21 protein-coding genes are annotated in these 23898 nt (G+C 32.5%); 13 read left to right on the top strand and 8 right to left on the bottom strand.

Features of this window, described 5'->3' with window-relative positions:
• Positions 1-5: 5 nt before the first annotated feature.
• From LG649_RS12605 to LG649_RS12590, 4 genes are read right to left on the bottom strand one after another with little or no spacing between them, the layout of a single operon-like run.
• Positions 6-1202, bottom strand: a complete 1197-nt coding sequence (locus tag LG649_RS12605) for an ABC transporter ATP-binding protein (protein ID WP_226544173.1) — start codon at positions 1200-1202, stop codon at positions 6-8.
• Between the two features lie 6 nt (positions 1203-1208).
• Positions 1209-2048 (bottom strand): ABC transporter permease, encoded by an 840-nt coding sequence (locus tag LG649_RS12600; protein ID WP_226544172.1) that lies wholly within the window; start codon positions 2046-2048, stop codon positions 1209-1211.
• Between the two features lie 25 nt (positions 2049-2073).
• Positions 2074-4539, bottom strand: a complete 2466-nt coding sequence (locus tag LG649_RS12595) for an exopolysaccharide transport family protein (RefSeq protein WP_226544171.1) — start codon at positions 4537-4539, stop codon at positions 2074-2076.
• A gap of 8 nt (positions 4540-4547) precedes the next feature.
• Positions 4548-5330 carry a polysaccharide biosynthesis/export family protein gene (locus LG649_RS12590; protein WP_226544170.1) on the bottom strand — a complete coding sequence of 261 codons (783 nt, stop codon included), beginning with the start codon at positions 5328-5330 and terminating at the stop codon, positions 4548-4550.
• A 103-nt stretch (positions 5331-5433) separates the two neighbouring features.
• Between LG649_RS12590 and LG649_RS12585 the strand changes: the two genes are divergently transcribed.
• From LG649_RS12585 to LG649_RS12555, 7 genes are all read left to right on the top strand, one after another.
• Positions 5434-7296 (top strand): ABC-F family ATP-binding cassette domain-containing protein, encoded by a 1863-nt coding sequence (locus tag LG649_RS12585; RefSeq protein WP_226544169.1) that lies wholly within the window; start codon positions 5434-5436, stop codon positions 7294-7296.
• 7 nt (positions 7297-7303) lie between these two features.
• Positions 7304-8065: an O-methyltransferase gene (locus tag LG649_RS12580; RefSeq protein ID WP_226544168.1), complete on the top strand. Its 762-nt coding sequence runs from the start codon at positions 7304-7306 to the stop codon at positions 8063-8065.
• Between the two features lie 65 nt (positions 8066-8130).
• Entirely contained in the window at positions 8131-9234 is a 1104-nt protein-coding gene (locus tag LG649_RS12575; protein WP_226544167.1) for a DUF748 domain-containing protein, read from the top strand.
• 55 nt (positions 9235-9289) lie between these two features.
• A complete protein-coding gene (locus tag LG649_RS12570) occupies positions 9290-9862 on the top strand; it encodes a cob(I)yrinic acid a,c-diamide adenosyltransferase (RefSeq protein ID WP_226544166.1) in 573 nt (190 codons plus the stop codon).
• 342 nt (positions 9863-10204) lie between these two features.
• Complete coding sequence (locus LG649_RS12565) at positions 10205-10426, top strand: DUF2795 domain-containing protein (protein WP_019387375.1); 222 nt, start codon at positions 10205-10207, stop codon at positions 10424-10426.
• A 171-nt stretch (positions 10427-10597) separates the two neighbouring features.
• On the top strand, positions 10598-13951 hold the full coding sequence (gene secA, locus LG649_RS12560) for a preprotein translocase subunit SecA (protein WP_226544165.1): 3354 nt from the start codon (positions 10598-10600) through the stop codon (positions 13949-13951).
• Positions 13952-14117: 166 nt separating this feature from the next.
• Positions 14118-14570: a hypothetical protein gene (locus LG649_RS12555; RefSeq protein WP_226544164.1), complete on the top strand. Its 453-nt coding sequence runs from the start codon at positions 14118-14120 to the stop codon at positions 14568-14570.
• Here LG649_RS12555 and LG649_RS12550 read toward each other — a convergent pair.
• The 3 genes from LG649_RS12550 to rimO form a co-directional block, all read right to left on the bottom strand.
• Positions 14557-15105, bottom strand: coding sequence for a YceI family protein (locus tag LG649_RS12550; RefSeq protein ID WP_226544163.1), 549 nt, complete (start codon positions 15103-15105; stop codon positions 14557-14559). The genes LG649_RS12555 and LG649_RS12550 overlap by 14 nt on opposite strands.
• Before the next feature lie 125 nt (positions 15106-15230).
• The gene (locus LG649_RS12545) at positions 15231-15920 is read right to left on the bottom strand and encodes a peptidoglycan DD-metalloendopeptidase family protein (protein WP_226544162.1); all 690 of its coding nucleotides are present in this window, start codon (positions 15918-15920) and stop codon (positions 15231-15233) included.
• Between the two features lie 82 nt (positions 15921-16002).
• Positions 16003-17307, bottom strand: coding sequence for a 30S ribosomal protein S12 methylthiotransferase RimO (gene rimO / locus LG649_RS12540; RefSeq protein ID WP_226544161.1), 1305 nt, complete (start codon positions 17305-17307; stop codon positions 16003-16005).
• Positions 17308-17390: 83 nt separating this feature from the next.
• On the opposite strand from rimO, the gene LG649_RS12535 reads away from it, so the two are divergent.
• The 6 genes from LG649_RS12535 (at position 17391) to LG649_RS12510 (ending at position 23463) form a co-directional block, all read left to right on the top strand.
• Positions 17391-18473, top strand: coding sequence for a serine hydrolase domain-containing protein (locus LG649_RS12535; RefSeq protein ID WP_226544159.1), 1083 nt, complete (start codon positions 17391-17393; stop codon positions 18471-18473).
• Positions 18474-18633: 160 nt separating this feature from the next.
• The gene (locus tag LG649_RS12530) at positions 18634-19080 is read left to right on the top strand and encodes a DUF4870 domain-containing protein (protein WP_226544158.1); all 447 of its coding nucleotides are present in this window, start codon (positions 18634-18636) and stop codon (positions 19078-19080) included.
• Positions 19081-19392: 312 nt separating this feature from the next.
• On the top strand, positions 19393-19737 hold the full coding sequence (locus tag LG649_RS12525) for a PadR family transcriptional regulator (protein WP_044633969.1): 345 nt from the start codon (positions 19393-19395) through the stop codon (positions 19735-19737).
• The gene (locus tag LG649_RS12520) at positions 19730-21526 is read left to right on the top strand and encodes a PspC domain-containing protein (protein ID WP_226544156.1); all 1797 of its coding nucleotides are present in this window, start codon (positions 19730-19732) and stop codon (positions 21524-21526) included. Before LG649_RS12525 ends, LG649_RS12520 begins: the two co-directional genes overlap by 8 nt.
• Before the next feature lie 113 nt (positions 21527-21639).
• Positions 21640-22356 carry a head GIN domain-containing protein gene (locus LG649_RS12515; RefSeq protein WP_226544154.1) on the top strand — a complete coding sequence of 239 codons (717 nt, stop codon included), beginning with the start codon at positions 21640-21642 and terminating at the stop codon, positions 22354-22356.
• A gap of 165 nt (positions 22357-22521) precedes the next feature.
• On the top strand, positions 22522-23463 hold the full coding sequence (locus LG649_RS12510; protein ID WP_226544153.1) for an endonuclease/exonuclease/phosphatase family protein: 942 nt from the start codon (positions 22522-22524) through the stop codon (positions 23461-23463).
• A gap of 92 nt (positions 23464-23555) precedes the next feature.
• On the opposite strand, the gene LG649_RS12505 is transcribed toward LG649_RS12510, so the two are convergent.
• Positions 23556-23894, bottom strand: a complete 339-nt coding sequence (locus tag LG649_RS12505; protein ID WP_226544152.1) for an L-rhamnose mutarotase — start codon at positions 23892-23894, stop codon at positions 23556-23558.
• Positions 23895-23898 lie beyond the last annotated feature (4 nt).

The following is a 23898-nucleotide window of genomic DNA, read 5'->3' as shown; positions in this document are numbered from 1 at the left end:
TAATATTAACTAATAAAATCATAGGTTGCTCTTAATAAAAAAGGTTGCCAAACTTCTTTTTCATGAATAACTTGAAATTCTCCAATGTTATTAATTCTAAGCCTTGGTTCATTCGTCATTCCACTTTTCATAACCAAATTAAAATTATATAGCCCTTTAGATAATTGCAGATCACTTACATCAACAAGAACTCTCATACTTTCGTTTTCAATTGAATTAAATTGGCTTTCTTGTAACATTGCTATTGGGCGTTGCTCCTTATCAGATATAATTATAACAATGCAAAATGTTTCCTTTTTAATTTTAGTTGTAAAATTAATATCCAATTTTAAGTTTCCTCCCCAATTAATAACTGGAAAGCCATTTATTACAGACTCTGTTTTAATTTTAAAGCTATCTAAGGTTAAACTATTATCATCAAAAACTACATTACTATTGTTATTTGTAAACCTGCTATAATATTTATCAATCCCTTCGCCAATATCCTCTCCTACATATTTTGGCTCACCGTTTTCCATTAATATTATTTTGTTACAAATTCGTGAAACCATGGGCATGCTATGGCTTACAAAAACGACCGCTGTATTAGGTAAAATAGTATCAATAGTCTTAAAGCATTTTAATGTAAAACCCAAATCTCCAACCGCCAAAACCTCATCAATAATTAACACATCGGGTTCCATTTGGGCTGCCACGGCAAAGCCTAAGCGCACTTTCATTCCACTACTATAGTTTTGCACTGGCATATCTATAAACTCCCGTATTTCGGCAAAATCTATGATGTCTTCTAGTTTATCATCAATTTCTTTACGTGTAAAACCTAAAATAGCTCCATTGTTATAAATATTTTCCCTACCACTCAAAATGGGGTTAAAACCTGCGCCTAGTTCTATAAGTGCTCCTACTCGGCCTTTTATAGTAACTTGACCAGCATCGGGGTTAATTAAACCATTTAAAATTTTTAAAAGTGTACTTTTTCCTGCTCCGTTATGCCCAATTAAACCCAAACATTCCCCACGTTTAAGCTCAAAGTTGATATCCTTTACTGCCCAAAACTCTTTAGGGCGTAATGCCCTTTCGTTTTTACTGCTTTTTACGCCACTTATTAAATCTTTTACGCCATACCAAAGGCTTGTTTTTAAGTCTTTACAAAACTTTTTACTAAGCCCTTCTACTTTTACTAATACCTCATCATTTTCCATACTAAGCTAAGCACTTAAACGTTCTACAATAACAGGAATAGACAAACGGTACCATACCAACCCCAAAACAAGAATAGGCAAACTAATTAAAACAACACCCAAATAAGGCATTAAATAAGTAAAGGTGCCTCCAAATAAAATGTCGCGAGTTATACCTATAACATAGGTAAGCGGATTTAATTCCATTATAGTTTTCATGAGGCCTGTATCTGGCAGAGCATAAACTACCGGAGTTACGTACATAAAAAACGATAAACCCAGATTTATTATTTTACCTACATCATTATAAAGCATACTAAACGGGGTAACAATTAAACCCACAGACACGCCTAACAAAATAAGAGATAATAACCCTAATGGGAATAGCAATAATGTAAAGCTAAAACTAATTTTGTAAATAAGCATTAAAACAAAAAGTAAAACTATTTTAAATAAACTATTAAATAGCATTTTGTATATGCCCGATAAAATTAGGGCTTCTTTAGGAAAGTTTATTTTACTTAATAGGCCTCTGGCACTATTAGTACTGCTGGTAGGCATCATTAAAGCCTCTTTAAAAATAGACCAGATTAGTGTACCAGAAAATACATAAACGGGATAACTTATACCAGTGTCAGATAATTGTACAGTACCAGAACTACTTAAAAATATCCACACAATAGCTGTAGTTATAGGCATAATAAAGGCCCAAATAATACCCAAATACGATTGCCTGTATTGGGCTTTTATGTCGCGTTCGGCTAACTGTCGTGCTAAAAACCGCGATTTGCATATATCTGTAGCACTACCTTTTAATAGCTTAAAAAAACTAAGGCTATTTTCTTTTTTATATATACGGGTTTCCATTTTAATTCAACTCTAATCCTTCTTTCTACCTTTTTAAAAACCAGCTCTTGATTTTACCAACAATACTATTTGTAGATCCGTTATCATGGTAACCATTACCATAAGTACCATAACCGTAGCCGTAGCCGTAGCCATAACCATAGCCATAACCGTATTTCCCTTTTTGGTTATAACCATTATAAATAAAACTTAGGTTTTTTATTTCACCTTTGTCGTACTTTTCATTTACCAAACTTATCATTCCTTTTTTAGTATAATCTTGTCGTACTACGTAAATACTAGCATCGACATAATCGGTAATTTCTAAAGCATCGGCAACTAAACCTATTGGAGGGGTATCTAAAACTATATAATCGTAGGTCTTTTTTAACGCCTCAATAAACTTATCCATATTATCATTCATTAATAATTCCGACGGATTTGGAGGGATAGGACCAGATAAAATAACATCTAAATTTTCAACCTCAGTACCTTGAATAATATCATTAAAGTTTTTTTGTCCTATTAAATAATTTACAACACCTGTTTCGTTGGTAAAATTAAAATCTCCAAAAATTTTAGGCTTTCGTAAATCTAAACCTACCAAAACTGTTTTTTTACCACTCATAGCAAATACAGTAGCCAAATTTATAGAACAGAAAGTTTTTCCTTCGCCACTTACAGACGAGGTAACCATAACCGTTTTAGCCCCATCTACCTGATGCGTTTTATAAAAATATTGTAAACTAGATCGTAAAGCACGAAACCCTTCGGCAATTGTAGATTTTGGTTTTAAATGTACTATTAAGTTTTCATCTAAATCATTTTTACCAACCACACCCAACATTGGTATTGTTGATATTTGCTCTAATACTTTAGGATTGTGAATTTTATCATCAAAAAAAGTAATTAAAAAGGCTAAAAACACTAAAGGTAAAATGCCTCCTAATACAGCAAAAATATAACGTGAACTCAATTTTAAATCAATAGGTACCGCTCCGGTATCTTTAGCGGTATCTATAATTAAAATATCAGACACACTTGCAGATTTTATAATATCCGCCTCCCCGCGTTTAGCTAAAAACATGTTATAGGTTTTTTCGCTTAAAGAATATTGACGTTGTATATCGAATAATTCTTGTTGCGCCTTGGGTAATTTTCTTATTTTCGATTCTTCAATAGCTATTTTAGAATTGATAATTCCTATTTCACGTTTGGTTTCGTTGGTTACAGAACTTATATTCTCTAATATAACTTCTTTTAAACCATCTATTTGCCGGTTTAAATCAGCAAAAATAGTAGCATCATTTCTAACCGTTGAACTGTACTTCGATTTTTGTACAGACAAAGCATTTATTTGACTAATATTACCTAAAATATTTCCATCGTCTATACCTGCCACGGCTGGGGCTGGTATGTTTGTAAAAGAATCACTAGTCTCTAAATAATTTTTTAAACTAGCGTAATACGCCAATTTTTCGTTTTGTTCCTCTTTAGCTATTTCTAAACCATTTATTTTCGAGTTAATTAACGCCCCTTCTTCAGTTAAATTAAACACTCTATTTTGTTCTTTATACTTATTTAAAGAGTCTGCATTCAGGGTAAGTTGAGATTTTACACGCTCTAGCTGATGGTCTATAAAATTAATAGTATTGGTAACAAACTGATTTTTTCTATCCAACTGTTCTTCACTTAACACCTCTACAGTTTCGTTTAAATAATCAACAATTTTGGCTTTATTAACATCAACCATACTTAAATTTAAAATAGCTGAGTTTTTAGGATTATTTATAGTAAGCCTATTTCTGTAACGCGCAACAATACCATCAAAATTATGGAATTGTAGGTAATACGCATCGCCTGTGGTAACTTTGCGTTTATCGCGCAATGTAATAGTACCATTTAAAAATGGCAACTCTATAACATCGGTAATACGAAACTGTTTTTTAAATTCCCCTAAATTAACCGTAATGGTTTCTTTTGTTTTATCTGTATAATTTTGGGTTTGTATAGTGTTTACTTCAAAATTAACGTAAATCTCCACCTTATCGTCTTTTAAAAAAGTAACACGAACAGGCGTATTTAATACCTGGTAGCTATTGGGAACAAGCTCAAACTTAAAAGGCGCATAGGTATAAACATCGTCTTTTCTAAATCGAGACTGCTTTAAATAACTTAAATAAAACTCTAAATTATCTACTACTTTTTCGTGTAACGATCTCGACTTTAGCGAATTCATTATAGTCTGTACTTTTCCAGACACTCCTCCCCAGTTAAAGGTTAAACTCGTGTTTGACGTAAACAGAGGGTTCGATTCGTCTTCTACAGAAATTTGCGTGCTTAATCGGTAAGATTGCTGTGTTCTAATATTTTGTTGATATACAATAAAAACACCAATTCCTATTAAAATTATAAACCATTTCCAATAGCTTAAAACACGACTAATAAAGGCTTTTAAATCAAAAGTAAAACCTAAACCAGACGATTCGGATGTTTCAAACTCTTCTTCCATCTAAAATCTTATAAATTTTTTGTTAAAAAATATGTAGATACCAATACCGACAATATAGATGATATGGTTGTTATATTTTGTATTGCCGTTTGCCCTACACCAAGTGCTTTACGTTTTAAAGGCTTTACCAAAATTATATCGTTTGGTTTTATAAAGTAATATGGTGATTGCATAGCCTTAATATCGGTTAAATTGATATGATGTATTTGTTGCCCATCCGGATATTGCCTTATTATAAGCACATCTTTTCTATCTCCCGTCTCATTTATATCACCAGCATTCGCAATCGCTTCTATTATATTTACACGATCTTGTTGTAATACGTGCACACCTGTACCAATTTCGCCAATGGTAGTATATTTCAGCCCCGACAACTTAACGGTAACAAAAATCTCAGCGGTTTCTTTAAAGTATTGTTTTAATAATTCGCGCTCTACTTTGTCCTTTATTTCTGGTATGGTATAACCTAAAACATTCAATTTCCCTAAAATAGGAAACTCAATATTACCATGCATATCTACAGTAAAGCCACTAAAATACAACCCTCCACTACCTGAACTCGTGCCTTCAATTGGATTAAAAATATCAACCAACTCCTCATCTAAAGCCTTTACATTAATGCTTAAAATGTCGTTTACCTGAACACGGTAAAGGTCTGGTAATTGATTTAATATTAAATCTTCTGCATTAATATCACCTTTATCTTGTAAATACACCAAATCTCGGTTCGTAATGCATGACGATAGTAACACGCCTGTAAAAAGTAATAAGATTACTAAAAATCGGTTCATTTTGGTTGTTTGAATTATGACAAATATAAGTTTTAGGGATTAACAATAAAACATATAACTGCTTTTTTGGTTTTTTATGCGTTATTTGTAAAAAATTTACACCTTGAATTACTTAACAGTAGAAAATATTGGAAAATCTTATGGCGAGTTAACCTTGTTTGAAGATATTTCTTTTAGCGTACATAAAGATCAAAAAATTGCCTTTGTAGCCAAAAATGGCACAGGAAAAACATCCATATTAAAAATTCTTTCTGGTGAAGACACGCCCGACTCAGGAAATGTTATTTACCGCAAAGACATTAAGGTTTCCTTTTTATCACAAGACCCCAAATTCGATAAAAATTTAACTATTGAAGAAACCATTTTTGTAAGCGACAATCCCATATTAAAAGTTATTGCCAATTACGAAAAAGCCCTATTAAACCCAGAAGAAACCGAAGCTTACCAAAGCGCCTTTGAAGCTATGGAACGTCACCAAGCTTGGGATTTCGAAACGCTTTACAAACAAATTCTTTTTAAACTTAAACTTGATAATTTACAACAAAAAATAAGCACGCTTTCTGGCGGACAAAAAAAACGGCTTGCACTAGCCAATGCTTTAATTAACAAACCCGACTTAATTATTCTAGACGAGCCAACCAACCATTTAGATTTAGAAATGATTGAATGGCTTGAAAGCTTTTTTGCCAAAGAAAATATTACCCTTTTTATGGTAACGCACGACCGCTACTTTTTAGAGCGGGTTTGTAATGAAATTATTGAACTAGATGAAGGCCAATTATACACCTACAAAGGCAACTACTCGTATTATCTAGAAAAACGAGACGAACGCATTGAACGAGAAGCTGTAGAAACGGGAAAAGCCAAACAACTCTTTAAAAAAGAACTAGATTGGATGCGCCGACAACCAAAGGCACGAACTACAAAATCAAAATCTAGAATTGATGATTTTACCGATATAAAACACCGTGCACACCAGCGCCGTAACGATCATCAAATTCAGTTAGAATTAAACATGGAGCGTTTAGGTAGTAAAATTCTAGAATTTCATAATGTATCCAAAGCATTTAAAGATAAACGCATTCTTGATAAATTTGAATATACCTTTAAAAAAGGCGAACGTGTTGGTATAATTGGTAAAAATGGTACAGGAAAAACCACATTCTTAAACATTTTAACCCAAACAGCGCAACCCGATTCTGGTAAAGTTGTAAAAGGCGAAACGGTAAAATTTGGCTATTACACCCAAAATGGCATTACTATAAAACCAGAACAAAAGGTTATTGATGTAATAAAAGAATTCGGCGATTTTATTCCTTTAAAAAAAGGCAGACAAATTAGCGCACAACAACTTTTAGAACGCTTTTTATTCAGCAGAAAAAAACAATACGATTTTGTTGAAAAACTAAGTGGTGGCGAGCGTAAACGTTTATATTTATGTACCGTTTTAATTCAAAATCCTAATTTTTTAATTCTCGATGAACCAACAAACGATTTAGATATTGTTACTCTAAATGTTCTAGAAGAATTTTTATTAGATTTTCCAGGTTGTATTATCGTAGTATCTCACGACCGCTATTTCATGGATAAAATTATAGATCATCTTTTCGTTTTTAAAGGTGATGGAAAAATTGAAGATTTCCCTGGAAACTATACAGATTATCGTGTTTACGAAGATAGCCAACCAGAAGCTACTACAATAAAAGACGATAAAAAAGATAATAAAACGTTAAAACAAAACGAAGCTTCAAAACTAAGCTACAACGAGCAAAAGGAATTAAATAATATAGAAAGCAAATTAAAATCGTTAGCTTACGATAAAAAACAACTTGAAGATAAATTCTTAAACCCCGATTTAACACAAGATCAAATTAATGCCCTTTCTGAAGAATTACAAGGTATTATAAATACTATTGAAACAAAAGAAGAACGTTGGTTTGAATTAAGCGAAAAATTAGAAGGTTAAAGTTTTAATGCATCAAATAAAACAATACATAAAATTTTTATTCAGGTCTACCAATCAACATGGTGTGCACTCTCCTTTTGTGTATAATTTGGTAACGCAATGTTTCTATAACAAAACAAAATATACAGATTATAAAACTATTTTAAATTACAGAAAAGCGCTTTTAAAAAATAGCAATATATTAAATGTTACCGATTTTGGCGCAGGTTCACACACTTTTAAAACTAGTGAACGTAAAATATCTGAAATGGCAAAATATGCAGGTTCAACTTTAAAAAGAGCTAAGTTACTTTACAGAATTTGTAAATACTTTAAACCTGACAACATTTTAGAAATAGGAACGTCTTTAGGTATAAGTACCCATGCCATGAGTCTTGGCAATTCAAAAGCCAAAATAACGTCTTTAGAGGGCTGCCCTAATATCTCACAATTCACATCAAACCTTTTAAATAACAACAACGTTAACATAGTTACTGGAAACTTTAGCGAAACACTTAAAACGCAAGACAATAAACCATTCGATTTGGTGTTTTTTGATGGCAACCATCAAAAAGAAGCCACTTTAAACTATTTTAAAACCTTACTAGAAACAGCTCATAACAATTCCATTTTTATTTTTGATGATATTTACTGGAGTAAAGACATGGCCAAAGCCTGGGAAATTATAAAACAACACCCAAAAGTTACAGTAACTATCGATACCTTTTTCTGGGGTTTTGTCTTTTTCAGAAAAGAACAAGTTAAACAACATTTTACCATTCGTTTATAACATATATTGCTTTTTTATGAGTTCGTTAACGTAAAAATTAACAAAAAAATGCAATATTCATATATATGAAAAAGAACTCTCACAACTCCAAACGAAAATTTTACAAGAAAAAACGATTTAAAATTATAGCTAGCATAGTAATTTTACTAGTAATTGCTCGGTTAGCTTTACCATACATTGTAAAAAACTATGTTAATAAAACATTAGCCAACATACCTGAATATTATGGCCATGTTGAAGATATTGATATATCGCTATATCGAGGCGCATACACTATAAAAGATTTATACTTAAATAAAGTTAATGCGAAAAGCCAAGTACCTTTTTTAAATTTCCCAAAAACTGATATTTCTATAGAATGGAAATCCTTATTTAAAGGAAGCATAGTTAGCGAAATTATAATGTACAACCCACAAGTTACTTATATTCTAGAAGACCAAGAAGCTACAGTTAATGGTGAACAGGCCGAACTAGACGACTGGACAACAGCTATTACAGACCTTGTGCCTTTAGAAATTAACCATTTTGAAGTACATAACGGTAAAGTAGGTATTGCCCAAATAACCACAGAACCTAGCTTAGATTTGTATATGGACGATGTAGAGTTTACTGCAGAAAACCTAAGAAACGTAGTTGAAAACAACAACAAACTACCATCTCCCATTTCAGGTTCTGGTGTAAGTATAGGTAATGGTAATTTTAATATAAACGGCGCTATTAACTTAATTAAAACCATTCCAGATTTAGATATAGATTTCGAGCTTACTAATGCCAGCGTAACTTCGGTAAACGATTTTACTAGACATTATGGAGGTATCGATTTTGAATATGGTAATATTGATGTTTTCGGCGAAATAGCAATTGCTAACAGTTATTTAAAAGGTTATATAAAACCAATGCTAAAAGACTCCAAACTTATTGGTAAAGACGATGGTATTTTAAGCACAATTTGGGAAGGGTTTGTAGGTTTATTTAAGTTTATTTTAAAAAACCAAGGCACAAAAACATTAGCCACTAAAGTTCCACTTGAAGGCGATTTAAATAATGTAAACGCAGGAATATTCCCTACTATAATTAATATTTTTGAAAACGGCTGGATTAAAGCTTTTAAAACTGAAGTTGATAAAGATATTAAGTTTAAAGATGCTTTAAACAATGCCAAAAAGTAAAATGCAACAGCTTTATATTTTGCTGTATTAGTAATTTAAATATAAATTTGAAGCTATGAAAATTTACACTAAAACTGGCGACGCAGGTACAACTGCTCTCTTTGGAGGCTCACGTGTACCCAAACACCATATTCGTATTGAAAGTTATGGCACTATAGACGAGCTAAACTCACATTTAGGTTTAATTCGCGACCAAAACATTAATGATAATTACAAAAAAATTTTAATCAACATTCAGAATAAATTATTTACAATTGGGGCCATTTTAGCAACAGCGCCAGATAAAGCAACTTTAAAAAATGGTAAAGATCGCTTAAATATTGAAAAAATAACCGCTAGCGATATTGGGCTACTAGAACAAGAAATGGATACTATGAATGAGGCCTTACCACCTATGACGCATTTTGTTTTACCTGGCGGACACCAAACCGTGTCATTCTGTCATATTGCACGCTGTGTGTGCCGCAGAGCCGAACGTTTAGCTGTAAGTTTAAACGACTTAGAACCTTTTGAGCCTAATGCTTTAATATACTTAAACCGCCTTTCTGACTATCTTTTTGTGTTGGCACGAAAGTTGACCTACGACTTGCAAGCTAATGAAGTTAAGTGGATTCCCGAAAAGTATTAAATTACAACTTAAACATTATAGGGTTTCCCTTTTGCGCTAGGGATTGAAACGAATAGCTTTTGGCGAGGCGCGCATCGAGCCAAAACTTGTAGTGTAAAGCCCGACCCTTTTAGGGTAGCGCCCAAATTAATAGCTTTAAACGTTCATAATATTATTGATAAAACGGTTTAATTTGATGTTTTTTGCCCAGAGATGCATTAAATATTAATATTTTAAACCCTGTTAAAACTGTTGATTGTCAGTAAAATTGAACCTGTTTTTTTAAAAATTAAAATAATTCATTTTTTTCTTGCTTGTTTAAACTAAAAATTTATTTTTGCAGAAAATTAAAACGAACACAACATGTATTGGACATTAGAATTAGCATCTTATTTAAGTGATGCACCTTGGCCAGCGACTAAAGACGAATTAATAGATTATGCTATTAGAACAGGTGCTCCTTTAGAAGTAGTTGAAAACCTACAATCTATTGAAGACGAAGGCGATTCGTATGATTCTATTGAAGAAATCTGGTCTGATTACCCAACCGATGAAGATTATCTTTGGAATGAAGATGAATACTAAAGAAAAGTATAAATTATAGTTAAAAAGTCTCGTTTTGAGGCTTTTTTTTATTCAAGTAGTTATTTAAAATAATAACAAAATGTATCTTTGAACATGTTTCATAATACATAAAATTAAAATAATAAACACCTATGTTTCTCATTTAATGTAGAAACAGTAAAATATATAAACATGAGTTTTTTAGATTCTGTATTAAAGGTATTTGTTGGCGATAAATCTAAACAAGATGTAAAAGCCATAATGCCTATTGTAAAAAAGGTAAAAGCTTTTGAAAGCGATTTAGAAGCCTTATCGCACGACGAACTTCGTAATAAAACTGCTGAGTTTAAACATAAAATAGCTGAGGCTAACAAAGCTATAGACGAGCAAATTGAAAACTTACTTAAAGAAGCAGAAAACACTGAAGATATTGATGCTCGTGAAGATATTTACGACCAAATAGATAAACTTAAAGACGAAGCTTACAAAATTACAGAAGATGTTTTAAACGACATTTTACCCGAAGCATTTGCTGTGGTAAAAGAAACTGCTAAACGCTTTGCAAACAACACATCTATTAGTGTTACAGCAAACGAATTCGATAGAAGCTTATCTGGTGAAAAAGATTACATTACCCTAGAAAACGATAAAGCTACTTGGGCAAATTCTTGGAATGCTGCAGGAAAAGAAGTAACCTGGGATATGGTACATTACGATGTGCAGCTTATTGGTGGTATTGCTATGCACCAAGGTAAAATAGCAGAAATGCAAACTGGTGAAGGTAAAACGTTGGTTGCTACATTACCTGTTTATCTTAATGCCTTAGCTGGTAAAGGTGTACACTTAGTAACGGTTAACGATTATCTTGCAAAACGTGATAGCGCGTGGATGGCTCCTATTTTTGAGTTTCATGGCTTAACAGTAGATTGTATTGATTACCACAAACCAAACTCTGCCGCCAGACGAAAAGCCTACAAAGCCGACATTACTTATGGTACAAATAACGAATTTGGTTTTGACTACTTACGCGATAACATGTCGCACTCACCAGATGATTTAGTACAACGCCCACATAACTATGCTATTGTAGATGAGGTCGATTCTGTTTTGGTTGACGATGCTCGTACACCGCTTATTATTTCAGGTCCAATTCCGCAAGGCGATCGTCACGAATTTACAGAGCTAAAACCTAAAGTAGACGATATTGTTGGTGTACAACGTAAATACTTAACGGGCGTTTTAGCCGAAGCTAAAAAACTTATTGCCTCAGGCGACACTAAAGAAGGTGGTTTTCAATTACTTCGTGTATACCGTGGTATGCCTAAAAACAAAGCACTTATTAAATTTTTAAGTGAAGAAGGCGTTAAGCAATTACTACAAAAAACCGAAAACTTTTACATGCAAGACAACAACCGCGAAATGCCAAAGGTTGATGCTGAATTGTATTATGTTATTGAAGAAAAAAATAATCAAATTGAATTAACCGATAAAGGTGTTGAATATATTTCTGGTAAAGACGACCCTAACTTTTTTATTCTACCCGAAATAGGTATTGAAATTGCTAAAATAGAAGAGCAAAACTTAAGTAAAGAAGAAGAAGCTGAACTTAAGGAAGACCTTTATAAAGATTTTGGTATAAAATCTGAGCGTATTCACTCTTTAAATCAACTTTTAAAAGCGTATGCCTTATTTGAAAAAGACACAGAATATGTGGTTATGGATAATAAAGTAATGATTGTTGATGAACAAACTGGTCGTATTATGGAAGGTCGTCGTTACTCTGATGGTTTACACCAAGCCATTGAAGCTAAAGAAAATGTTAAGATTGAAGACGCCACACAAACATTTGCTACGGTAACACTTCAAAATTACTTTAGAATGTACCGTAAACTGTCTGGTATGACGGGGACAGCCGTTACCGAAGCTGGCGAATTCTGGGAAATTTATAAACTTGATGTTGTTGAAATACCTACTAACAGACCCATTGCTCGTGATGACCGTGATGATTTAGTTTACAAAACAAAACGTGAAAAATACAATGCCGTTATCGAGGAAGTTACACAACTTTCTAAAGCAGGTCGTCCTGTTTTAATTGGTACAACTTCGGTAGAAATTTCAGAATTGCTTGGTAAAATGCTTAGTATTCGAAAAATTCCGCACAACGTATTAAATGCAAAACAACATAAAAAAGAGGCTGAAATTGTAGATCAGGCAGGTAAAAGTGGGCAAGTAACTATTGCAACTAACATGGCTGGTCGTGGTACCGATATTAAATTAAGCGACGAAGTTAAAGCCGCTGGTGGTTTAGCCATTATTGGTACAGAACGTCATGATTCGCGTCGCGTAGACAGACAGTTACGTGGTCGTGCTGGTCGTCAAGGAGATGTTGGTAGCTCGCAATTTTACGTATCGTTAGAAGATAACTTAATGCGTTTATTTGGTAGCGAACGTATCGCTAAAATGATGGACAGAATGGGCTTAAAAGAAGGCGAAGTTATTCAACATTCTATGATATCGAAATCTATTGAACGTGCACAGAAAAAAGTTGAAGAAAATAACTTTGGAGTTCGTAAAAGATTACTTGAATACGACGACGTAATGAACGCCCAACGTGAAGTGGTATACAAACGTCGCTACAATGCTTTAAACGGTGAGCGTTTGCGTGTAGATATAGCGAATATGATTTTTGACACTGCTGAAAACATAGCAGAAACAAACAAAGGCGCTAACGATTTTAAAAACTTCGAGTTTGAATTAATTCGTTATTTCTCGATGAGTGCTCCTATTTCTGAAGCTGAATTTGGAAAGCTTTCTGCTCAAGAAATCACATCAAAAGTATACAAAGCAGCTTTCGATAATTACCGTGAAAAAATGGAGCGAAATGCAGAAATTGCGTATCCAGTTATTGAAAATGTTTATGAAAATCAGCGTGATAAGTACAAACGTATTGTTGTACCATTTACCGATGGTGTAAAAAGCTTAAATGTTGTAACCGATTTAGAAAAGGCTTACGAAACCAAAGGAAAACAATTAATTACCGATTTCGAGAAAAATATTACGCTTGCCATTATTGACGATGCTTGGAAAACGCATTTACGTAAAATGGATGAGTTAAAACAATCCGTTCAATTAGCTGTTCACGAACAAAAAGATCCGCTTTTAATTTATAAATTTGAAGCTTTTGAATTGTTTAAAGCTATGATTGATGAGGTTAACAAAGATGTGATTTCATTCTTATTTAAAGGTGAATTACCAAGCGAAACTCAAGAAAACATTCAAGAGGCTAGAACTAGGCAAGCCGAAAAAGTACAAACAAGTAAAGAGGAAATTCCTAACCTAGACGAGCGTGCTGCCCAAAGTAGAGCTGCAGGCAATACGCAACGTCAAGCAGAAGTTGTTGAAACTATTGTTCGCGATAAACCAAAAATTGGTCGTAACGACCGTGTTACAATAAAACACGTCATGAATGGTGAAAGTAAAACTGTAAAATACAAACAAGCAGAACCTTTAATTGCCAAAGGCGACTGGGTTTTGGTTGAAGAGTAATACGTTACACTGTCATTCTGAACTCGTTTCAGAATCTAAATTCAAAATAACAAACACCTGAACAAGCTCAGGTTATCATAAAAAATCCCGAGAACAACTGTTTTCGGGATTTTTTAATATTGAACGCAACCTTTTTAATCAAATATCGTCTTGGTAAAAAAACAAGATGAAAAAAATATTAATATTATTTACTCTGTTAACTATTTCAATAAGTTGTAAAAGTAGTGACGATAATATAGACTGTGCTGCTGTATCTTGCGAAGCTTCTTCGTATTACATAAAAATAATAGATTCTGAAACAGGAAATAATTATGTAACCGAAAACAATATTACTGATAATAATATTATAATTAAAAATACTGAAGATGAAGCTGTTTATTTTTACATAGTTTCAACGAGTAATGAGGATTACAATAATACAATATGTATAGGTTTGCATACATTAAACAATGAATCTATAATTATTGATAATTTATCGGAATTAGGAACATCATATTCAACAACAATTAACGACACTAATAGCTGTTGCCCTAATATTTTAATTGAAGACTTTGCTGTATTTACAGAATACAACTATACGTTTGATTATGAATTAAATATTTTAACTATTTATGTTTAATTAAAACACAACTAATGTTTATAGTTACTATTTCTCCTACCATAAATGTTTTCTTATACTTTTCTGCTCCTAAACCATAATCAAAACGATTTAACTCAAATTTACCCTCAATTATAATACTATCAGTATTTTCGTTAATAATTAAAGGAATAGTAACATCTTTTATTACGCCATGCAACGTCATTTTACCTTTAGTAATATACTTATCACTAGATTTTACTATGCTTTGAGATTTGTAATTTATTGTTTTATATTTTTCAACATGAAAAAAATCTTCATTTTTTAAATGTTCATCTCTCTTTTTACTTTCTGTATTAACTGTTGCTGGATCTATACTAATATTAAAGCTTGAAGTTGATAAGTTATTTTTATCAAAAACCACATCACCTTTCATTCCAGATAATTTACCTTCAACAGTATTCCATTTCATATTGTCTATACTAAATCTTACAACAGATTTATCTTGATCTATTGTTTGTGAATTTGTTATACCCATACAAAAGAAAAGGCATAAAATAAATGTATACTGTCTCATATTAATTAATTTATTTAAGTTGATATTTTGTAAACTTATATAACAAATTTAACAAAGAAATAAAGTTTTTATGTAAAACTGAGTTAACAGGATAAATACATACTTATAAAAAATTATAATGAGAACTAATTTAATTTTAAAAGTAAATTAGGATCTGGACAATTCGTTTTATAAAACTCTAAATCTTTAACACTACTAACACCTGGGTAATCTCCAAAATTTTCTTGTAAATCTTTTATTATTTGAAAATGTAAATGTGCCGGGTAATTACCGTTTACACTATCATCTCCCAAAGTTGCAAGTTGTTCGCCTTTTTTAAAAATTTGACCTACTTTTAAATTTTCAATAGATTTTAATGATAAATGCCCATAAAGCGTGTAAAAAACAACATCATTTATGTTATGCTTTAAAATTATGGTAGGCCCGTAATCGCCGTAATTAGTATTATTTTTAAAACTATGTACCACCGCATTAAATGGTGTAAAAATTGGAGTTTCGGCTTCAATCCATAAGTCAATTCCTAAATGAATATCTCTTTCATCTTGAGACTGACTGTTAAAATGGTTACTTCTCTTATAAATATTTCGTTTTTCTAAATAACCACCAAAAGCAACTTTAGCATCATTATTAGCTATATGTTTATTTATATATTCACCTAATGCATTAGTACAACCAACATCTATGTTATTTAGCTCATCATTACTTTCAGATAAATCTAAAGTACAATATTCAGATTTTAAAATACTTACATCTAACACATTTGTAAACTCTGGGCTTATGCCCTCAATAAATTCATGAAAATTAAATTTCTGCATATACAAGTTTATCAATTTAATTTGAATAAAAAAAGCACCCGTTGAAGGTGCTTTTTTTTTATAAGTTTTAAAACTATTTTATTTAACTAATAACTTCACCATAAAGGTCAAAATCTTCGGCTTCAGTAATTTTTACGGTAGTGTATTCGCCTGTTTTTAAATAAGTTTTACTGGCATCTATTAAAACTTCGTTATCTACATCTGGCGAATCAAACTCTGTACGGCCTACAAAGTAATTACCTTCTTTTCTATCGATAATAACCTTAAACTCCTGCCCTATTTTAGCTTGATTAAGCTCCCAAGAAATTTGCGATTGAATTTCCATAATTTGGTTCGCACGATCTATTTTAACTTCCTCTGGCACATCATCCTCTAAATTATAGGCATGTGTATTTTCTTCATGAGAATATGTAAAACAACCTAAACGCTCAAAACGCATATCTTTAACCCATTGCTTAAGCGTTTGAAAATCTTCTTCTGTTTCACCCGGATATCCAACAATTAAAGTCGTTCGAATAGTCATTTCTGGCACTTTTGCTCTAAATTCCTGTAAAAGCTTAGTTGTTTTAGCTTGTGTTGTACCACGACGCATACTCTTTAAAATAGCATCGGAAATATGTTGCAACGGAATATCAAGATAATTACAAATTTTAGGTTCGCGATTCATAACATCTAACACATCCATTGGAAAACCAGTTGGAAATGCATAATGTAAACGAATCCACTCTATACCTTCAACCTTTACTAAAGCTTCTAAAAGTTCGGCTAAGTTTCGTTTTTTGTATAAATCGAGTCCGTAATAAGTTAAATCTTGAGCTATTAAAATTAATTCCTTAACGCCATTTGCAGCAAGTTTTTCTGCTTCGGTAACTAAATCTTCAATTGGTGTACTGCGGTGTTTACCGCGCATTATTGGTATAGCACAGAAACTACACGGCCGATCGCAACCTTCAGCAATTTTTAAATAAGCGTAATTTTTAGGTGTTGTTGTTAAACGCTCTCCAATAAGTTCATGCTTATAATCGGCACCTAAAGCTTTTAACAATCCTGGTAATTCGGTTGTACCAAAATATTGATCTACGTCTGGAATTTCTTTTTCTAAATCTGGCTTGTAACGCTCCGAAAGACATCCTGTTACAAAAACCTTATCAACATCGCCAGCTTCCTTTTTTTGCATATACTCTAAAATGGTATTTACACTTTCTTCTTTGGCATTATTAATAAAACCACAAGTGTTAATTACCACAATATTGCCCTCTTGTTCGTGTACTACATCTTTACCGCTAGCTTTTAATTGGCCCATAAGCACTTCGCTATCGTAAACATTTTTACTACAACCTAAGGTTACAACGTTAATTCTGTTCTTTTTAAGAGTTTTTGTACGCATACTTTTCTATAAATCAGGGCGCAAAGATACAACTAAATTAAACCTTTTATATATTTGAGGGTCTTAAAATTATAATCTACCTTATGAAAACTGCTATTAACCTAATTATTTGTTCTTTATTCGTCTTACTTTTTTTCGATTGCTCAAGTAACGACTCAGATACCGAGCCTGAAAATGAAGATATTGAAACTACTATTTATTTCCCACCGATTGATAACGATACTTGGGAAAGCACGTCTGTTACAGATTTAGATTGGAATGAAGACGAACTTCAAAATTTATATGATTTTTTAGAAGAAAACAACAGCAAAAGTTTCATGATACTTTATAAAGGAAAGATTGTAGTTGAAAAATATTTTAACGATCATGATGAAGACACAAACTGGTATTGGGCAAGCGCAGGAAAAACTTTAACCACCGCTATTACAGGAATTGCACAAGAAGAAGGTTATTTAAATATAAACGATAAAGTTTCAGATTATATAGGAACAGGTTGGACAAGCGCTACAGCTGAACAAGAAGCATTAATTACCAACAAACATTTATTAACCATGACTTCTGGTTTAGATGATAGTGATGATGATATTGCTCCAGAAGACCTAAACTACCTCGCCGATGCAGGAACACGTTGGGCATACCATGGTGTTTTTTTAAAACTACAAGACGTTGTGGCAACAGCTACAGGAAGCACTTGGAATTCCTATTTTAACAGCAAACTAAAAGACGAAATAGGAATGAATGGATTTTGGTTTCCTTTTGAGAGCACCAATGTGTACTGGAGCAATACCCGAAGTATGGCACGTTTTGGTTTGCTAATGTATGCCAATGGTAAATGGGAAGATTCTCAAATTATTCCTGAAGATTTTTTAAATGAAGCCATTAATACCTCGCAGACTATTAATGAAGCTTACGGTTATATGTGGTGGCTAAACGGAAAAGCAAGCTACCATTTACCACAAACGCAATTTGAGTTTAGCGGCGAACTTATTCCTAACGCACCAAACGACATGTATGCTGGTTTAGGTAAAAACGACCAAAAACTTTACGTTATACCCAGCAAAAAATTAGTAATTATTAGAATGGGAGATGCCGCTAGTGAAGAGAATTTTGCACTCTCTACTTTTGATAATGATTTATGGGAAAAAATTAACAACCTCATCAATTAACCAATAAAACACTACTAAACAATCTATTACAAATAAGCGAACACGACTCTATTTGTTAATATTTTGTTAATTTTTAGTACTATGCGTAACAAAGTACCTGTTTTTAGACATATATTTGTATAAGAAACTATTATATGTTTTTAATCAATCAAAAAAAATCATGGTAACATCGCATCAAAAAAACATCGCTACATTTATTCACTTATCTACATTTAGCCGGTTCTTTATTCCGTTTGGCAATTTTGTAGGCCCACTAGTATTATGGTCTATAAACAAAGAGAAAAGTAATTTTATAGATATGCATGGTAAACAGGCTATTAATTTTCAAATAAGTATTTTATTATATGCTGTTATTCTGGGGACACTTTCTATTCCGTTTTTTATTTTCAAATTATTTAATGGCTTAGATGTTATAGATTTTCATGGCTTTAACAATTTTCATATTAACGTTGGTAAGCCTTCTCCTCTACTTTATTTAAGTGGTTTTTTAGGCGCAGTTGCTGTTATTGCCTTTATTATTGAACTGGTATTAATTGTAGTTGCAAGTTTAAAAGCTAGAGATGGTGAGTTGTATGAATATCCTTTAACTATTAATTTTTTAAAATAAGAAATAACACACCAGTTACTCCTTTATTTTTAAAAAGGACACTATAAACCCAATACTAAAACTTATAACTAACTAAAAGTTTATAAAAACTATGAAGCGCGTTAGGGATTGCAGCGACATCCTTTTTTGAGGAACGAGAAAAAGATATAGCGAAACATTTATGTTCATGAATTCAAAAATACAGAATAAAGAATCATGAATAAAAGCCCGACCCCGAAGTTTCGAGGGTAACGCCAAAAAAAATAAATTTCATCAAAATCAATCAATCAATCAAAAAATGAACAGTTTTAAAAACATTAAACGCATGACCTTATGAAGATAGAGAACACCAAAGCACAGATGCGAAAAGGCGTTTTAGAATTCTGCATACTTTCGGTTTTAAAAGACGAAGATGCTTATGTTGCAGAAATTTTAGACACCCTAAAAAATGCTAAGTTGCTGGTAGTTGAGGGCACTATTTACCCTTTACTTACACGACTTAAAAATGCGGGATTATTAAGCTACCGCTGGGAAGAATCGACCTCGGGACCACCTAGAAAGTATTACGGATTAACCGAAACGGGAAAACTATTTTTAAAAGAATTAAACACAACGTGGAGCGAATTGCACAACGCTGTAACTATTGTAACTAGCCAAAAAACAACCAAAAATGAATAAAACAGTCAACATAAATTTAGCAGGTATATTTTTTCATATAGATGAGGATGCTTACCTAAAATTACAACGCTATTTGGAGGCTATTAAACGTTCGTTTACAGACTCGCAAGGGCGATCTGAAATTATAGCCGATATTGAAGCGCGTATTGCCGAACTTTTTAACGAGCGTGTACAAAACGACAAGCAAGTTATTGGTATTAAACAGGTAGATGATGTTATTGCCATTATGGGGCAACCGGAAGATTATATTGTAGACGACGAGATTTTTGAAGACGAGCCACAACCTGTAAAAACGAAAAAAACAGCATCGAATAAAAAACTTTTTAGAGATTCTGATAGTGCTTATGTTGCAGGTGTATCGTCTGGTTTAGCACACTATTTTGGCATTGATGCTATTTGGATTCGTTTAGCTTGGATATTATTAATTTTTGGACTAGGAACTGGGGTTTTATTATACATTTTACTTTGGATTTTAGTACCTGAAGCCAAAACGACTGCCGAAAAAATTATGATGACCGGCGAACCGGTGAACATAAGTAACATTGAAAAAAAAATTAAAGATGGTTTTGAAAACGTAACAGAAACAGTTGGTAAAGCCGCGAAAAATGTCACCGATTCTGTTACTAATGCCGCGAAAAATGTAGATTTAAAAAAGCAATCGAATAACATAAAATCGTCTTCGCAAACTTTTTTTGATGCATTAAGCAATCTTATCATGTTTTTTGTAAAGCTTTTTGCAAAATTTATTGGTATACTCTTAATTTTTGTTGGCGCCGCTACTTTAATTGCGCTTATTATCGGACTTTTATCGGTTGGTGTTGTAGATATTATTCATATCCCGGGTTTAGATATGGTTGAAATTGCCAACACAGGAAACACGCCCATTTGGTTGGTATCTATTTTTACCTTTTTTGCAGTTGGTATTCCGTTTTTCTTCCTGTTTTATTTAGGCTTAAAAATTTTAGTAACCAACTTAAAATCTATTGGTAATTTTGCGAAATTTACGCTACTAGGCTTGTGGTTAATTTCTGTAATTGCTCTTGTTGTAATTGGGGTTAGACAAGCCAGCGAACATGCTTACGACGAAAGTTTTAATAAAAAAGTTGAGCTTCCTGTTACCGCAAATGATACACTTACCGTAAAAATGGTTAGTTCCGATAGTTTTCACTCTAGTTTTAACCGCAATAACGGTTTTAAAATTAAGCATAACGAGGCCGGAGAAAAAGTAATTTACTCTACAGATATTAATATTAGAGTAAAATCGACATCCGAAGATACTGCAAAACTAATTATTGAAAAACATGCCGATGGTAGCGATTACGATATTGCTTTACAACGTGCAAAAAACATTGTTTATACTTACGAGTTTGAAAATAACACCTTATACCTAAACGACCATTTAATTACTCATGTTAAAAACAAATTTAGCGACCAAGAGGTTTATGTTTACTTGTATTTACCAGAAAATGCCGTGGTTTATTTTAGCCAAAGCACAAAATCGTTTTTATCATATTACCGCAATAGCAACAATTTGGTGTCTCGCGAACTTACAAACCATTATATAAAAATTAATGCTGAAGCATCTGAATGTTTAGATTGCCCTGAAGAAGATGATTTTGAAATTGAAGTACATACACCAAAATTAAAAATAAATGATGATGGTATTGAAATTACAACCGATGGCAACGAAATTAAAATTGATGATGAAGGCGTTAAAGCAACCTCTGAAACCGTTAGAGTTAACATTAATTCTGATGGTATTGAAATAGATTCTGACGAGGATAATTAAAATCATCACAATTCATCCTGAATAATTTACAATTCAGAAACCAAAATTATAAAATGCATCAATCCTTAAATATATTTGACTAACAAATTAAATCAATTAAAAAACGAACAATCATGACCACTCTAATCAAAATCATTGTAGCTGCCATAATTAGTTTAACGTTATTCTCCTGTAAATTTGATATGGGAGAGCGCGGTAACGGCAATGTAGTTACTAGTAACAGAATGATAACTGAAAGCTTTACAACCATTAAAGCCACCGAAGGTTTAGACGTATATTTAACACAAAGCAACACCGAAAGTATTGTTGTTGAAGCCGACGAAAATTTACAAGACCTCATTTTAACCGATATTGAAGACGGGGTTTTAAAAATACACTGTAAAGAAAGTATTGGTTACTCTACAACTTTAAAAGTTAATGTCAATTTTAAAAATGTTAGTAGCATAATATCTACAAGTGGTAGCGATGTATTAGCAAAAACACCTATAGTTACAGAACATTTAAGTTTAAAATCTAGCAGCGGCAGCGATATGAAACTAGAAGTAAAAACCAATAGCCTAAATTGCAAAGCAAGTAGCGGAAGCGACATACGCTTAAGCGGAAGCACACAAACACTTACAGCCGAAGCCTCAAGCGGAAGCGATATTAGAGCGGCAGATTTAATTACAAAAAGCAGCGAAGTAAAGGCTTCTAGCGGTGCTGGAATAACAGTTAACACAACCGAAACACTAATTGCTAAAGCTTCTAGTGGTGCAGATGTAAATTATTATGGAAACCCAAAAACTGTTGATAAAAGCGATAGCTCCTCAGGTAGCATTGTGCAACGATAAAACCAAACAATCAATCAAAAAAGGAAGGCTTCAAAATATTAATTTTGAGGCCTTTTTCAATTTAATTCAACATTGTTTCATTTACAACTGAAAATGAACAACTTATATTTTAAAATAATAAAATTTAATATTTATATTAGAGTGCATAATCTAAACACTACACTAATGCCATCCTTTGCTAAACCAAAATTTAGTTTTCCGTTTCGATTAATAGATGAAATAAAAAACTTAAAAACACATAAAACACACAGAGAAATTCCAGAAAAATTAGAAGATAAACTCCTTGTTGCTTCATGGAACATTGCTAACCTTGGCTTACAAGACAGACACACCGACCATTATAAACTTATTGCCGAAATAATTAACTGGTTTGATGTAGTTGCTGTGCAAGAAGTAAATGCTAATTTGGAAGGTTTACGCAACATTGAATCTGAACTACCAAGTTATTACAGCTTAATATTTTCTGATAGAGGTGGCAACAACGAACGATCGGCTTTTATATATGATAACCGAAAGATTAAATTATTGGAACTTGTTGGCGAAATTGCCGTAGCGCCAAAAGACCATAAATACATAAAAATTAAGGGAATTACTGAAACCTTTACAGGTTTTGATAGAAACCCTTACCTATGCTCTTTCCAGTGGCAAAACTTTACTTTTATTTTAATTACGGTGCATTCCTTTTCCGGAAGCACATCAAAATCTGATTTAAATAGGCGCGCGCTAGAAGCTTATGCCATTTCTAGATATGCCGATTTAAACCGAAAAAACAAAAACGCTTTCTCGAAAAACATAATTGCTTTAGGCGATTTTAACATCCCAAAAGTAGAACCTGGCGATGTTGTTTATAATGCACTTTTAAGTCGTGGCTTACTGCTTCCCGATCATTCAACTAAAGTATACTCAAACATCTCAAATGATAAACAATTTGACCAAATTGCGTTTCTTCCAGACATAAAATCTAAAATTGTAAATAATGGTGTTTTTGATTTTGATACTGCCATTTTTCCAGAACTTTGGCAAAATGAAACATCCAAAAACTTTCGAGCCTATTTAAGATATTATATTTCAGACCATCGCCCGCTTTGGATGCAATTAGATCTTTAACCAAAGATAACTTTACTTAAAACAAAATTAAGATAAAAAATAAAGGCTTCAATATAAAATTGAAGCCTCTTTTGAGTTTGGTTTTTCTCTAACTATATAATTTGTAACTCAAAAATTTTATCCATTAGCATCCATTTTTCACCTGGTTTTGCTGCTGGTAATGCCTGTTGATATTTCCACATTAATGTTTCCCATTCTTGTACTTTAGGATTATTTAAATCCATTTCATTTTTCTTCTCAAACGAAAATGTATCGTTTACTTCCATTATCATAAACAACCTATTTGCTACCAAATAAATATCCAAAGCTTCTATTCCAGAATCTTTTATACTTGCAATAATTTCTGGCCAAACGTTTTTATGATAGGTTTTATAAGCTTCAATTAAAACTTCATCATCTTTTAAATCGAGAGCAAAACAATGTCTTTTCATTTAA

This window comes from Neotamlana laminarinivorans (genome assembly GCF_020523925.1).
Classification (GTDB): domain Bacteria; phylum Bacteroidota; class Bacteroidia; order Flavobacteriales; family Flavobacteriaceae; genus Neotamlana; species Neotamlana laminarinivorans.
This window is presented reverse-complemented; position numbering and strand designations above follow the sequence as displayed.